Raw genomic sequence first — 14,440 nt, forward strand, 5'->3', positions numbered from 1 at the left:
ACAGAATGATGGCGATCGCAAGTTGTGATCGTAAAATCGAGGGGTTAGCCAAACTGGAGGGATTGTGTCATGGAAGACTTCCCGCAACGCAAGCTGTTATCTGCTCTCAGTCATGGAGCGATATTTTTTAGTTCTACGATTGTATCTATTGGCATACCAATTGCAATTTTGTTAATCAGCAACGACCCCGTTGTGAAAGACAATGCCAGAGAATCTCTGAATTTTCACATCAACCTTTATATTTATGCACTGATCTTTGGATTGCTGACTCTGGTGGGGATTGGGATTGTGCTGTTGATTGCCTTGTGGGCTATCAGTATCATCATGCCAATTATTGCTATTGTCAAAATTTTGAGCGATCGCGATGTATTGTATCGCTACCCGTTTATCTTTCGCTTGGTTTAAGGCGATCGCTGCCATTTTCAGAACAGCAATTTTAGCGAAGTCTGACAAATCCTGCTTTATCGAGCAACTCTTGTCCCTGATTTGTCAATAGCAAGTTAGCATAAGCTTCCCCTGCTTGTTGTTCAAATTGTCCATTTTCTTTCACAACCACCACCAAGCGGCGGCTAAAGGGATATTCACCATTGCGAAAAGCATCATTATTTACTTGATTACGCTTCCCTGGACATTCCGAAGCTGATACTAAAGGGAGTTTGTAGGGGGGAGTCAGTTTGCTAGATTGACGACCTATCGGTAATGGTTTAACACCACACTGTGGTACTAATAGCGTTGCAGAAGACCAATAAATCCCAGCCGGATCGGTAGCGACTTTACGTATAGCCTCGGTTGTGGTGAGTGTAAGTTTGAAGCGATCGCCACTATCTCGGCCCTGTTTGCCATAAAGCTGGATTTTCAAGTCTGGCCCGCCAACTTCTCGCCAATTGGTAATTTTGCCAGCAAAGATATTGTCATATTGATCTACAGTCAGACCAGGAATGTCCAAACTAGGATGGACAACTGCTACTAGTCCATCAATAGCCACTGGAATTTCTCTCAACTTCAAGCCACGTTTTTGCGCTTCTTCATACTCATTGTTGGCCAGTGGACGAGAAGATTGGGCAAACTCCAGTTGACTTTTCAGCAACATTGAAATTCCTGTTGCAGAACTAGGTGCTTCTTTTTCAGGGTTAGTATACCGTAACTGAAACTGCGGCCAGACGCTTTGAATTACTGGGTCAATTTCTTTACGTATAGGTGCCCAAGTGGTACTACCACCGTAGCTAATTAAACCCCTAGGAACATTTTGAACTTGAGCAAAGGTCTGAGGATTAGATAATTGGGAATGAGTTGACCCAGTTGAAGTATTATTGCTGGTTTTTAGTAGACTGGTGGCAATACCAGAGTATTTGGCAAACCACCAAAAACCACTTCCAACTAGCCCAATCGTAATTACAAAAGCTAGCAAAAGAAGGGTGGTTTCATTCTTTTTTGACATATTTGTAAATTTCTTGATAGACCGCTTCTGTGTTTATATTTCCCAAGTTAGATTTCTAACTTCTTGTTGACACCCGAAAGGTGGCTAGCCTATGGGTAGAAGTCGAGAATCTCGCAGCCCATCAAAATTAATTAAATCAACTACTAAGGACAAAACAAAGTATCACGAGTATCCCGCCCTGTTGTGGGATTAGCACCTTTAGCTACCCGGCATAATTTTTTTTGCTCATCCGGACGCAGCAGTACATCAGTAAAATCTGCTCCATCAACGATCGCACCATCAAACTTAGCATTCGCTGCAAAAGCACCTTCCAATACTGCATTGGTCAAATTTGCTTTAATAAAGCGAGCCGAATCTAAAGTAGCATTGGTGAGATTAGCTCCCTCGAAATTTGCTGATTCTAGATTAGCGGCAAAAAAGCTAACACCGCTCAAGTTGGCTTTACTGAAGTTGCTCTTTTTGAGATTAGCTTTAGTAAAGCTAGAGTCTGTTAAATCTCGTCCAGAGAAATCAGATTCTACCAAAATTTCTTTGTTGTATTCGAGCGCCAAAGCTGTGGGCGCACAACCTATAATTGCGGTGATGCCAAGTAATCCCCAAAGCACTACACTGAGTACACTTTTCCAGATCCGAAGACTTAATCTCTTATTCATCATATTTTCAGACAATGGCGAACCCTCCTGCATCTCATTATCCCGACATTGGTGACCTAGGTGAAGACCTAGTAGCACAATGGCTGCAATCTACAGGTTGGTTAATTCTCCATCGTCGCTTTTTTTGCCGTTGGGGAGAAATCGATATTATTGCCCAATATGATGGAATACAGGAGCCAATTAACTCTGTCCCTCTCCATCACTCAACCTTGGCATTTGTGGAAGTTAAAACTCGTAGTCCAGGTAATTGGGATTTAGGGGGAAAAAGTGCTATCACTCCCAAAAAGCAAACAAAACTTTGGCGTACCGCTGAGATGTTTTTAGCTAATTACCCGGAAAAGGCAGATTACTCATGCAGATTTGACGTTGCTATTGTCTGCTGCCAAAGGATTACAAACAAGTTTTCTGAAGTAACATTTACCCAGAAAGCTCTAGCCAGTTCATTAGTAGCTGGTTACGAGTTCCTACTCCAAGAATACATTCCTGCCGCTTTCGACTCTGTAGTTGATAACGCGTAATTGCTCCCCAAATTGTAGGGGCACGGCGTAAATAAGATATCTATATAAACGAAGTCTTGAGATGCCGTGCCCCTACTTGTGGATTAATTTATTTTGTGGTATTTCCTTATAGTCAAAGGTGATTACGCTAATGTTTCGGGACAGTAGCCTAATCCTCGAACAAACTGTTGCCGGAATGCCTCAATTTCCTCTCTTTCTGGGCTACCATGAGAAACAATGGCTACTTGGTAGCGACGCATTACGTCTACAGGACACTGCCCCGCTTCTAAACTCCAAAGTGCCATTTGCACCCTCATTGGTGGCTCGTAGCTAATTCCTAACTCATTGAGAAAAGCGCGAAAGTCACCATCAACCTGAGGTGAGACTTGACCTTTGAGTTTGATCCTCACCACCCAGCCATCTATTTGATGAATTACGGTGACGAAGGAAACAGGCATCTGGGGTCTGCCATGCAGGTATTGAACGACCCTCAGAGTTAGACTGGCATTTGCCAGGTAATACAAGTATTCCATGTTGGTGCTTGGGATCAAAGCCAATCCTACATCTCTATATTCGTCAATAAATGCTAGATCCCGGTAGGGTAAAAGCCCCCGTTTTTAGATAGGGAGTTTTACCCAATTTTTATATCGGGGTTTCCGTGTTACGTAATAGTATCGATCTTAAAATCTAGGAATTAAATTGAGCAACGATCCCCAGGAGTTTCATCAATCAGGAAAGCTCAAACAGGCTTATGAATGCAGACTCAATCTCAATGAAGCAACAAATAACACAGGAAAATTTGAACTATACCTCGAAAAGAGAAGTCGAAAATGTGAACTTAGACTGTTCATTAGCTGGGTATGACTACGAACTTCCGCCCGAACTCATTGCCCAAAATCCAGTAGTACCTAGAGATAGCTCCCGGTTACTAGTAGTAAATTCCCGAAGTATACACCATCTTTTCCGCGATCTGCCAGAATTTTTACGGCCAGGCGATTTACTGATAATGAACAATACAAAAGTTATCCCGGCTCGGCTATATGGTCGTAAATCTACTGGTGCGGAAATTGAGGTGTTAATGTTAGAGGAACGGCAGTATAACTGTTGGTTAGCTTTAGTCAAACCAGGAAAACGCTTCACAAAAGGCGCAAAGATTATTTTTGAACCAAGAGGAGGTGGGGGAGCAAATTCTGCCTCATCCCCTTCTTCCCTCACAGCTACGGTACTAGAAACAGATCCGGCGACTGGGGGACGGCTATTGCAATTTGAAGTGCCAGAGGGAGTTTCTTTAGTGCAATTGTTAGAGGTATTTGGTGAAGTACCTTTACCGCCTTACATCAGTGCATCTGAAGCTGGTGACGAACAGTATCAAACTGTTTATGCCAAATATCCAGGAGCGATCGCAGCGCCAACGGCAGGACTACACTTTACCCCAGAATTACTAGAAAAGTTGCGCGATCGCGGCATTAATCAAGCTTTTATTACACTGCACGTTGGGGTGGGAACATTTCGCCCAGTGGAAGTGGAAGATGTCACTAGCCACCACATGCATGAAGAATGGATTGAAGTCCCCGCCTCAACAGTAGAGCAGATTAAGGCTACTAAAGCAGCAGGTGGTCGGATTATTGCTGTGGGCACAACGGCAGTACGAGCTTTAGAAGGGGCAGCGCAATCTGGGACATTACAACCATATTGTGGTAAGACAAACTTATTTATCTATCCTGGTTATCAATGGCGGGTAGTAGATGGTTTAATTACTAATTTTCACTTGCCACGCTCTAGCTTGTTGATGTTAGTGAGTGCTTTGATTGGTAGAGAAAAATTGTTAAATATATACCAAGAAGCGATCGCTGCTCGGTATCGTTTCTATTCTTTTGGCGATGCCATGTTAATTTTGCCAGAAGCAGTCAGAAATTCAAGTTCTGAGTGAGGTATTTAAAATCTTTAAATTTGACTTTTAATTTTTCATGTTGTGGTGGGTACTCTGACTTATAAGGATCTAACAATAAGTACAGGCCTGCCACTCATGTTTAACAAACATCAACTTCGCCAGTGGTTTCGCAGTTTTTCTCAAGTAGCGCTGCACCGGAGTGCTCATCGGCAGTTGCTTTCGACTTCCGTTGCATTTTTGGTATTAGCTGCACCAACAATGATTAATTTACCAGGAAGCAAGCTTTTGGCCCAGAACGTTGTCAGTAAGGATCTGGAAGCAGCTAGCTTTTTCCAACAGGGAGTCATGCGTTATAACCGCCAAGACTTACAAGGCGCAGAATATGCCTTCCGCGAAGCGCTGCGGCGAGATGCCAACCTGGGAATAGCAAGGAATTACTTGGGTAATATTCTCTTACAGGAAAACCGTCTGGATGTTGCTGTACAAGAATATGCAGAGGCGATTCGCTTAAATCCTAATTACGGCGAGGCTTATTATAACTTAGGGTTAGCATTGCACCAACAAGGTCAAAGAGAAGCAGCTATTACCGCTTATCGTCAAAGCTTGGTAATCGATCCAACAATGGCAGCAGCCCAGTATAACCTAGGTTTGGCACTTTACGAACAAGGGCAAATCCCAGAAGCGATCGCCGCGTACCAGCAAGCAATCAACCTCAATGGCAGCAATGGGAATGCTTATTTTAACCTAGCGATCGCCCTACAACAGCAAGGTCAAATGCAAGAAGCGATCGCTGCTTACAAACAAGCTTTGCAACGAGATCCCGAAAATGCCGCAACTTACAATAATTTGGGAAGTCTGATGGCAATTCAAGGTCAATCATCTGAGGCTATTGCTGTTTACCAGCAAGCTATTAGTCAGAATCCCAAAAATGCTTTGGCTTACTACAATTTGGGCGTGACTTTGTACAATCAAGGTCATATGAAACAAGCCAACAGCGCCTTGAAACGTGCCCGCAAAGAGTACCAAAACCAAGGTCAAATAGCGCAAACCGATAAAATTGACCAATTAATGCTGCAAATTGCTCAAAAAGAAGCAGTACAAAAAGCTCAAGCTAGTCAACCATCTACTCCTACTGCGGCTGCAACTACGAGAACTATCTTATTCAAACAAACTGAGCCACAACAGCCAAATCAACCAGAAGTTCCGCAAGCAACTCAAAGCGATCCTGGTTATGTACCAGTTTTGGAACCACAACCTACTTCTATGAGTCCCCGCTAATCGGATGTCGAGGCTTGGCAGGTAGGAGAAGGGGGATAAAGAAGACAAGAATAAATTTCCCCCTGCTCCCTCTTATGATTATTTCACCTTGGCGCGGAAGCGAACAAAGTTATAGGAGTTAGATGGAGTACCAGATCCAGTTGCTTGCGTTAGGTTAGAGAAATCTGGATTCTGTATGATATTTATTACTATAGATCCATTGATGTTATTGCCACAAAATGATGGTGTGGATGGATTGTTAGCAACATAAAAACGTCCGCGATCGCTGTTTGATAAATCTCTTGTTTTTTGGCGTCATGGAAGTGTATATATTCAATCGAAATTAATCTTGGTGCAATATGCAGTATTTTTTCACAATTTATGTGAAACTTGTCAATTTAAAATCACCCAAAACTTCAAAGTTTTAGGAATGCATATTTGAGGATTTCAACGATTAATTGACCTTAAAAACTATTTAAGCAGTTGTGCAAATATATTTTCCTTAACTTAATCGATGTTTAGTTTGGATAATCAAAGCTTATATTTATGAAGCTAGGAATTAATTTTGTGTATTCTGCTTAATTGCTTATGTAAATAAAAATAGCCTGCGGCAAGAGTTGATATTCTAGATTAAATTGGCAAGCGATTAATATCTTTGTTGTGGCCAATAACTACCATTGCCGAACCACGCTCTAAACGCTTAGTGGGGTCAGGATTTATGAGAAATTTACCATCCTGACTCACAGCCAGCAAATTCAACCCATAGCGGTTACGCAGTTGAAGTTCGGTGATAGTTTTACCGTGAAATTCGTCAGGAACAATCAACTCTACAATACTGTTATCTGGATCGAGGTCAAATCGCTCCAAAATTGATGGTTTGGTAAGTGTGCGTGCAAGGGCACAACCCGCTTCGTATTCAGGAAAAACAACGTGATCTGCTCCCACTCGTTTCAACAGCTTGCGGTGAACTTCGCTAGAAGCTTTGGCAACTACATGGGGTACACCCCCCTCTTTTACATTTAAAGTAGTGATGATACTTTCTTGAACATAGTTGCCAATTGCCACGATAACCGTATCAAATTCAAAAATTCCTGCTTCTTTTAGTGCAGCAGGTTCTGTCGAGTCTAACTGTAAAGCATGAGCAACTATCTGTTCTGTCAGTGCTTCAGATACTCGCTTTTCATCAATATCTGTTGCTAGGACTTCGTAACCTAATTGATGCATTGTCGCACAAACAGAGCGACCAAATCGACCTAAACCAATCACAGCAAATTGATCGTTATCTTTACGTAAACTGCGAAAAAAACTTAATGCTGACAGATTCACAAGTATTATCCTTAATAGCGCTCCCTAGGTCTAGGGCAAAAAAGTTATACTGAGTTAATTCAAAAATATACTTTTGCCTAATATTGTAAATTTTATCAGGTTATCACTTTAATATTATTATCATCTCGGTATTAATATATTGATTGTGATTATCCTACTAATAAATTTTCTTCGGGATAGTGGATTCGGGTTGGGCGCGGGTCGCCTAGTATAGCGGACATTATAAGTAGAACCCCAACTCGTCCAATATACATTGTGATAATTAATATGAGTTTGGCAGCAATAGAGACACTTCCTGTAATACCAGTTGAAAGACCTACTGTGGCAAAGGCTGATACTACTTCAAATAAAATTTGAATAAAATCCAATTCTGGATCTGTAAGGGCAATCAAAATAGTAGACAAAATCACAGTTGCCACAGAACCAACTAACACACCTACAGCTTTCAAAATCAAATTTATTGCTATCTTACGTTCATATAATAAAACTTCTTCTTTACCTTGGAGAATTGATTGGGTGCAACTGGTGAGCACTCTCAGAGTTGTGGTCTTTATGCCACCACCTGTACCACCTGGACTAGCACCAATAAACATCAGTGCAATGGTAATAAATAAACCAGCAGTTGTCATTTTGCCTATATCAATGGTGTTAAAACCAGCAGTTCTAGGAGTAACAGATTGAAACCAAGCTAATAATAACTGTTCACTTAAATTCATTTTTCCAAATGTTTCTGGGTTTCTAAACTCGATAACTAAAAAAGCAATTGTCCCAATAAATAAAAGGAGTAAAGTAGTACTAATTGCAACTTTAAAATCTAAGGAAAATACTTGATAAGGTGTTTTTTTAAGTATGCGTTGTCTATTAATAAGTCGCTTTGCACCTAAGCGTAACCAGAGGTACATTTCTAAAATTACCTGATAACCAATGCCTCCAAAAATAATTAGTGTTGTGATTGTGAAAACGACTAGAAAAGATGACTGATATCCAATCAAATTATCTTTGAAAAGGCTAAAACCTGCATTATTCCAACCATTAATACTATGAAAAATTGCTAGCCACAGTCCTTGATTCCAACCATACTTGGGCACAAAAGCTGGCAATAGTAAAAACACGCCAGTAATTTCAAAAATTAAGGTGGTGGCAATAATCGAGCGAATAACTTGAGCACTACCACTCATTCCTGGTCGATCTAAAGCTTGTTGAATCGCTATTTTATCTCGTAAATCAAACTTGCGCCCAATTAGCAAAATCAAAAAGGTGGTTGTTGTCATGTAGCCCAAACCACCAACTTGAACCAACAGCGCAATAAATAATTGACCCCAAAAGGAGAAATAACTGCCAGGATCAACTACCGATAAACCAGTCACACAAACTGCGGATGTTGATGTAAATAACGCCACAATTGGGTCATTCCAATTCCCACTACTAGTTGAAAAAGGCAGCATCAGTAGGATAGTTCCCACAGTGATAACAGCTAAAAATCCTAAACAAATTGTGCGGGAAACAGTCATACCAAGGTTAGATCCATAAATTTTGCTAAGGAGGTATGTAGGGCGTTTACCTTCCCTAAAATCAAAAACACCCTTATTTAATTAAAAACACACATGGTAGCCTACGAATATGTTTATTTAAATTCTGCGTTGTCTTAACACTGCTTTCTTCATGAGTGCAACACTTTACCAACAAATTCAACAGTTTTACGATGCCTCCTCTGGTCTTTGGGAAGACATTTGGGGTGAACATATGCATCACGGCTACTACGGGCCAGATGGCACGCAAAAAAAAGACCGCCGTCAAGCTCAAATTGATTTAATCGAAGAACTGCTTGATTGGGCAGGGGTAGAAACAGCAGAGAATATCTTGGATGTAGGCTGTGGTATTGGAGGTAGTTCTCTGTACCTAGCAGAAAAGTTTCATGCTAGGGCCACGGGGATTACTCTGAGTCCAGTGCAAGCCGCTAGAGCTACAGAACGTGCTCAAGAGCTTAATTTAAGTGCTAGAAGTCGATTCTTGGTGGCAGATGCTCAAGCAATGCCTTTTGAGGACAACACTTTTGACTTGGTTTGGTCTTTGGAAAGTGGCGAACATATGCCAGATAAAACCAAGTTTATGCACGAGTGCTATCGAGTGCTTAAACCTGGTGGCATGTTGATTATGGTGACATGGTGTCATCGCCCGATTGATAGCACACCACTGACAGATGATGAACAAAAACACTTGCAAGAAATTTATCGAGTGTATTGTTTACCTTATGTAATTTCGCTTCCAGAGTATAGCGCGATCGCCACGCAACTTCCCTTACAAAATATTCGCACTGCTGATTGGTCACGGGCTGTAGCTCCATTTTGGGATTTTGTGATTGATTCGGCATTTACTCCCAAAGCTATTTGGGGGTTACTAACTTCTGGTTGGACGACGATTGTTGGGGCGCTATCACTAGGTTTAATGCGTCGGGGTTATCAACGCGGGTTGATTCGGTTTGGATTATTGTGCGGGAATAAGTAGAGCATGAATCAGTTTTCTAGGCAAAAGTCTTCTAGTGTGTGGGGTCGCTGGTTTTATGCTTTTTGGCAATTTTCCCGTCCACACACAATTATTGGCACCAGTTTGAGTGTGTTGGCTTTGTATTTAATTGCTGTTGCTGTTGGTAATCGTCATTTCTCTCTCTTCCCTGTTTTGGGAGCTTGGATTGCCTGTTTATGTGGCAATGTTTACATTGTGGGGCTGAATCAATTGGAAGACATTGAGATTGACAAAATTAATAAGCCTCATCTACCGCTAGCATCAGGAGAATTTTCAAAGACACAAGGACAATTAATTGTTGCCATTGCTGGTGTTTTGGCACTGGTAGTAGCTTGGCTGAATGGCCCTTTTTTATTAGGGATGGTGGCTATTAGTCTAGCAATTGGCACTGCATATTCTTTACCACCAGTTCGCTTGAAGCGTTTTCCTTTTTGGGCAGCTTTCTGTATCTTTTCAGTGCGGGGAACCATTGTTAATTTAGGGCTATTTCTGCACTTTAGTTGGCTAGCGCAACAAAGCCTATCGATTCCACCGCCAGTGTGGGTGCTGACGGTATTTATTTTGGTCTTTACATTTGCGATCGCTATCTTTAAAGATGTCCCCGATATGGAAGGCGATCGCTTATACAATATCAATACTTTGACGATCCAACTCGGGCCACGAGCAGTCTTTAATCTCGCTCTTTGGGTGCTAACTCTTTGCTATTTGGGGATGATTCTCGTGGGAGTGGTGCATCTAGCCTCAGTTAATTCACTGTTTTTAGTGATTACTCATTTGGTAGTGCTGTGTTTGATGTGGGTGCGGAGTTTGGCAGTAGACTTGCAAGAAAAAAGTGCGATCGCTCAGTTCTACCAATTTATTTGGAAACTTTTTTTCATTGAATATTTGATTTTCCCAATTGCCTGCCTTTTGGCTTAAAAAAATGCTCGAAACCTTTCAAACAAATGATATCTTTGCCATTGTTGTCGTAGTTTCCAGTATTGCTTTACTCATTTATTTTGCTGGGAAAACCTTGATTACCTCAAATTTTTTCCAAAAAGGTGTCAATCTTTATCAACAGCAAGATTACCAAGGTGCAGAAGCTGCTTTTCGGCAAGTAATTTCTCTCAACTCTACTAATGATATGGTTCGCTTGCTGTTAGGAGATGTTTTAAGAGAGCAAGGCAAAGTTGAGGAAGCAAAAGAATGGTTTGAAGATGTAATTCGTCGCAGTCCTAAAAATCCTCAAGCTTATTTGCGTTTAGCAAATGTGCTGATGCAGCAAGAACAGCCAGAAGCGGCTAAAACTAATCTGCAACAAGCTAAAGAGTTATTGCGGAAACAACGTCAACCAGAAAAGGCTGAGAAAATCACGCAACTGCTAGATAAAATGAACGCTAAATCAAATCAATCCTAAAACTCGATGCTCAAGGCAAACCACAAATAGCCATGAATGAAGCAATGGGCAAAGTTTACCTCGTAGGTGCAGGGCCAGGAGATGTGGCATACCTAACGGTAAAAGCTGAGAATCTCTTGAAGCAAGCTCAGGTATTGGTATACGATGCCCTAGTAGATGAACAATTGTTGCAATGTGTACGACCTGATTGTCTAAAGCTAGATGTCGGTAAACGTGGTGGTAAACCCAGTACACCACAAGCTGAGATTAATAAGTTATTAGTAGAGTACTGCCAGCAAGGCAAACAAGTTATCAGACTCAAGTCAGGCGATCCGTTTATCTTTGGGCGCTGTACTGCTGAAATTGAAGCATTGAAAGCATCTGGCTGTGCATTTGAAGTTGTACCAGGAATCTCTTCCGCCCTAGCAGCACCGTTACTAGCAGGAATTCCTCTCACAGATCCAGTTTTGAGCCGTTGTTTTGCAGTGCTGACAGCTCATGAACCAGATGCTTTAGACTGGGAAGCGCTGTCACGCCTAGAAACTTTGGTAATTTTGATGGGTGGGCAACATTTAGCAGAAATTGTACATCGATTGATCCGGCAAGGGCGATCGCGCCTCACACCTATTGCCATCATCCGCTGGGCAGGAACTTCCAATCAAGAAATTCGGACAGCCCAACTGGAAAATATTTTAGAACAAACAGCTGGCTTATCTCTTTCGCCAGTGGTGATTATTATTGGTGAGGTTGTCGGACTACGCAATTACTTACAACCTGAGAAAATATCCTCAGAGAACTTAACTACAGCTAAAACTTCCAGCCCTCCAACTATGTCAGGCAACCCTCAGCTTCCTCTGCGTGGTAAAACAATCTTAGTCACACGTGCCGTCGGACAGTCAAGCCAATTTTGCGATCGCCTCACAGCAGCAGGCGCAACTGTCATTGAAATGCCAACCCTAGAAATTGGCCCGCCTTCGAGTTGGGATGCTTTAGATGAAGCGATCGCTAATTTAGCTGACTTCGACTGGTTAATTCTCACCTCTACTAATGGTGTAGATTACTTCTTTGACAGATTGACCGTACAGGGTAAGGATGCGCGGATATTAGCTCATGTCAAAATTGCTGTGGTTGGCGAGAAAACCGCCAAAAGTCTCAAAAAACGCGGTTTGCAACCAGATTTTATTCCTCCTAATTTTGTCGCAGATTCTTTAGTAGAAAACTTTCCAGAAGCACTATCTGGGAAAAAGCTTTTATTTCCTAGAGTTGAAAGCGGTGGAAGAGAAGTTTTAGTTAAGGAATTAACTGCTAAGGGAGCAGAGGTGATAGAAGTTGCAGCATATCAATCTTGTTGTCCCAGCAGCATCCCTCAAACCGCAGAATTAGCGCTGCAAAATCAAGCGGTAGATATAATTACCTTTGCTAGTTCTAAAACTGTGCAATTTTTCTGCCAATTGATTAACCACAGATTTGTACATAACTCGGATGTCTTAGCCGGAGTCGGTATCGCTTCAATTGGCCCTCAAACGTCGAAAACTTGTCATGATTTAATCGGCAGAGTAGATGTAGAGGCAGAAGAATATACTTTAGATGGGTTAACCCAAGCATTGATTACATGGGCTACAAATGACAAATTAAATTGAAAAAATGACAAATAAAAATGACAAATGAGTAAACGTATTATCGGTTTAACTGGAGGTATTGCTACAGGTAAAAGCACTGTCGCTAATTATTTAGCTAGCGCTTACAATCTGCCGATTTTGGATGCAGATATTTATGCTAGAGATGCAGTGTCTGTAGGTTCCCCTATTCTGAGTGCGATCGCACAACGTTACGGCGCACAAATTTTACTCCCAGATGGCAACTTGAACCGCCAAAAGCTTGGCGAAATTATTTTTACTCATCCAGATGAACGAAATTGGGTAGAGAATTTAATTCATCCTTATGTAGGCGATCGCTTTTTGAAAGCAATTGCTGAATCCTCTGCGCCAACATTAGTATTAGTCATACCTCTGCTGTTTGAATCACAGATGGATATTTTAGTTACAGAAATTTGGGTAGTGTTTTGTTCTGAGTCACAGCAATTGCAAAGATTAATACATCGTAATCACTTAAATCAAGAACAAGCAGAAGCTCGGATTAAGAGCCAAATGCCTATCGCAGAAAAAGCGGTTCGTGCAAATGTTGTATTAGATAATTCCTCTACACTAGAAGATTTACTAAAGCAAGTAGATACTGCCCTGGAAAAAGTAAGCCCAAAATAAAGTCTTTTTGTTATTTAAAATACATACTAGTAATGTTCCAAACACATCAAACATTAGTACATTAATCAATATGTCAATTTCCAGGATAGAAGCATAGAGGAATCCTATTTAATTAAAAAAAAAGCGACCTACTCATCTATCTATTTCTGTTGTTTCCCTTGTTTCCCCTTGCCTGCCTCTACGAGTAATTTCACGAATCAAATATGAGGCTATATATGAATCTGTTGCACATAATAGTTTAGTAATTTTACAGTAGACGGTGAGATCGCTATTACTGTAAACTATTTATTAAGCTTGCACTTTATCTTGAAGGGTATATAGTTAGCTAGTAATAGGTTTCTACTTTTATTTTCCATTATGTATGGGGCATAAGCAACAATAAAAATTTTATGTACTAAGAATTAAAAAATTCACAAATTCAAGTTAAAAAATAATTCCAAATTATAAATGCTAATCCTGGAATTCTTTTTGAGCGTGTTCCTAAAGAACTGCTAATAATTTTTGAGTTTATGTTGCAATAGGGTGCAGATAAGACTTGGGTTCTATATTCCTTAACTTTGATAGGGGTTAAGGGTTATCTGAAAAATAAACAGGACTAACTGAGCTGTATTAGTTCAGTTTTTGGCACATATAGGCGCAGTTGCTTGTTTCTAATTAGATAGACTCTTATTTAGATTAAAGTTTTTCAAAGTTATTATCTCTAATTAGATTTTACACAACCTCTTTTCTAGCTTAGTTGCTGTAATAACCTAATATTCACCTAGTTAAAACCCTTTTTGTAAACATAATCTTTTGGAGAACTTACTATGTCTATTTTTAGGACAGGTATTAATTTTAGCTTCAGTTTATTCAGTGGTTTATTACCAGTACTAGTTATATTAAATGAATCAAAACAAAAGCATAAAATACACGATTATAGCCAATTAATTCGGGGAAAAGATTACATATTTGAAACACTGCAAGGAGGCTTGGAGGGTTATATGACCGGAACAGGAAAAGGTATTAAACCTAGTGATTATATTATTTTGCAATATGGCTGTCAAAATTATCGCTATAAAGTTGAGGAAATTGATTACTATGCAGATCCGTCAGATATGTGGATAGCTTTACTAAAGCCAGTAATATTTGATTAAATAGCTATAATAAACTGCGTATGAAAGCAACAGATACGCGACTTCTCAAAGAAATCGGGTATTTTGTCTATCACGAAGGTTTTAGA

15 protein-coding genes are annotated in these 14,440 nt (G+C 40.6%); 10 read left to right on the top strand and 5 right to left on the bottom strand.

The annotated features are described in order from the left end of the window. Positions 1 to 69 precede the first annotated feature (69 nt). A complete protein-coding gene (locus BV375_RS32630) occupies positions 70 to 405 on the top strand; it encodes a DUF4870 domain-containing protein (protein ID WP_086768285.1) in 336 nt (111 codons plus the stop codon). Between the two features lie 31 nt (positions 406 to 436). Here BV375_RS32630 and BV375_RS32635 read toward each other — a convergent pair whose 3' ends face one another. Then, entirely contained in the window at positions 437 to 1,438 is a 1,002-nt protein-coding gene (locus BV375_RS32635; RefSeq protein WP_086768287.1) for a substrate-binding domain-containing protein, read from the bottom strand. 143 nt (positions 1,439 to 1,581) lie between these two features. Continuing rightward, entirely contained in the window at positions 1,582 to 2,091 is a 510-nt protein-coding gene (locus tag BV375_RS32640; RefSeq protein WP_086768289.1) for a pentapeptide repeat-containing protein, read from the bottom strand. A gap of 14 nt (positions 2,092 to 2,105) precedes the next feature. On the opposite strand from BV375_RS32640, the gene BV375_RS32645 reads away from it, so the two are divergent. Continuing rightward, positions 2,106 to 2,609 carry a YraN family protein gene (locus BV375_RS32645; RefSeq protein ID WP_086768290.1) on the top strand — a complete coding sequence of 168 codons (504 nt, stop codon included), beginning with the start codon at positions 2,106 to 2,108 and terminating at the stop codon, positions 2,607 to 2,609. Between the two features lie 122 nt (positions 2,610 to 2,731). On the opposite strand, the gene BV375_RS32650 is transcribed toward BV375_RS32645, so the two are convergent. After that, positions 2,732 to 3,121: a hypothetical protein gene (locus BV375_RS32650; RefSeq protein WP_045868874.1), complete on the bottom strand. Its 390-nt coding sequence runs from the start codon at positions 3,119 to 3,121 to the stop codon at positions 2,732 to 2,734. A gap of 239 nt (positions 3,122 to 3,360) precedes the next feature. Between BV375_RS32650 and queA the strand changes: the two genes are divergently transcribed. Together queA and BV375_RS32660 are read left to right on the top strand one after the other, a co-directional pair. Continuing rightward, the gene (gene queA, locus BV375_RS32655; RefSeq protein ID WP_086768388.1) at positions 3,361 to 4,518 is read left to right on the top strand and encodes a tRNA preQ1(34) S-adenosylmethionine ribosyltransferase-isomerase QueA; all 1,158 of its coding nucleotides are present in this window, start codon (positions 3,361 to 3,363) and stop codon (positions 4,516 to 4,518) included. 96 nt (positions 4,519 to 4,614) lie between these two features. Next, positions 4,615 to 5,757, top strand: a complete 1,143-nt coding sequence (locus BV375_RS32660; protein ID WP_086768292.1) for a tetratricopeptide repeat protein — start codon at positions 4,615 to 4,617, stop codon at positions 5,755 to 5,757. Positions 5,758 to 6,366: 609 nt separating this feature from the next. On the opposite strand, the gene BV375_RS32665 is transcribed toward BV375_RS32660, so the two are convergent. Next, positions 6,367 to 7,062 (bottom strand): TrkA family potassium uptake protein, encoded by a 696-nt coding sequence (locus tag BV375_RS32665; protein WP_086768294.1) that lies wholly within the window; start codon positions 7,060 to 7,062, stop codon positions 6,367 to 6,369. Between the two features lie 149 nt (positions 7,063 to 7,211). Continuing rightward, positions 7,212 to 8,573: a TrkH family potassium uptake protein gene (locus BV375_RS32670; RefSeq protein ID WP_086768296.1), complete on the bottom strand. Its 1,362-nt coding sequence runs from the start codon at positions 8,571 to 8,573 to the stop codon at positions 7,212 to 7,214. Between the two features lie 151 nt (positions 8,574 to 8,724). Between BV375_RS32670 and BV375_RS32675 the strand changes: the two genes are divergently transcribed. The 6 genes from BV375_RS32675 to BV375_RS32700 all read left to right on the top strand — a co-directional run bounded on the left by BV375_RS32675 (position 8,725) and on the right by BV375_RS32700 (position 14,354). Beyond that, positions 8,725 to 9,567 carry a methyltransferase domain-containing protein gene (locus tag BV375_RS32675; protein WP_086768298.1) on the top strand — a complete coding sequence of 281 codons (843 nt, stop codon included), beginning with the start codon at positions 8,725 to 8,727 and terminating at the stop codon, positions 9,565 to 9,567. A 3-nt stretch (positions 9,568 to 9,570) separates the two neighbouring features. After that, positions 9,571 to 10,503 (top strand): homogentisate phytyltransferase, encoded by a 933-nt coding sequence (locus tag BV375_RS32680; protein WP_086768300.1) that lies wholly within the window; start codon positions 9,571 to 9,573, stop codon positions 10,501 to 10,503. Between the two features lie 4 nt (positions 10,504 to 10,507). Further along, positions 10,508 to 10,981 (top strand): tetratricopeptide repeat protein, encoded by a 474-nt coding sequence (locus tag BV375_RS32685; protein WP_086768302.1) that lies wholly within the window; start codon positions 10,508 to 10,510, stop codon positions 10,979 to 10,981. A 32-nt stretch (positions 10,982 to 11,013) separates the two neighbouring features. Then, complete coding sequence (gene cobA / locus BV375_RS32690; RefSeq protein WP_086768304.1) at positions 11,014 to 12,600, top strand: uroporphyrinogen-III C-methyltransferase; 1,587 nt, start codon at positions 11,014 to 11,016, stop codon at positions 12,598 to 12,600. A 24-nt stretch (positions 12,601 to 12,624) separates the two neighbouring features. Next, a complete protein-coding gene (gene coaE, locus BV375_RS32695) occupies positions 12,625 to 13,221 on the top strand; it encodes a dephospho-CoA kinase (protein WP_086768307.1) in 597 nt (198 codons plus the stop codon). An 806-nt stretch (positions 13,222 to 14,027) separates the two neighbouring features. Beyond that, on the top strand, positions 14,028 to 14,354 hold the full coding sequence (locus BV375_RS32700; RefSeq protein ID WP_086768309.1) for a hypothetical protein: 327 nt from the start codon (positions 14,028 to 14,030) through the stop codon (positions 14,352 to 14,354). Positions 14,355 to 14,440: the final 86 nt, after the last annotated feature.

It is taken from the genome of Nostoc sp. 106C, from assembly GCF_002154725.1.
GTDB lineage: Bacteria > Cyanobacteriota > Cyanobacteriia > Cyanobacteriales > Nostocaceae > Aulosira.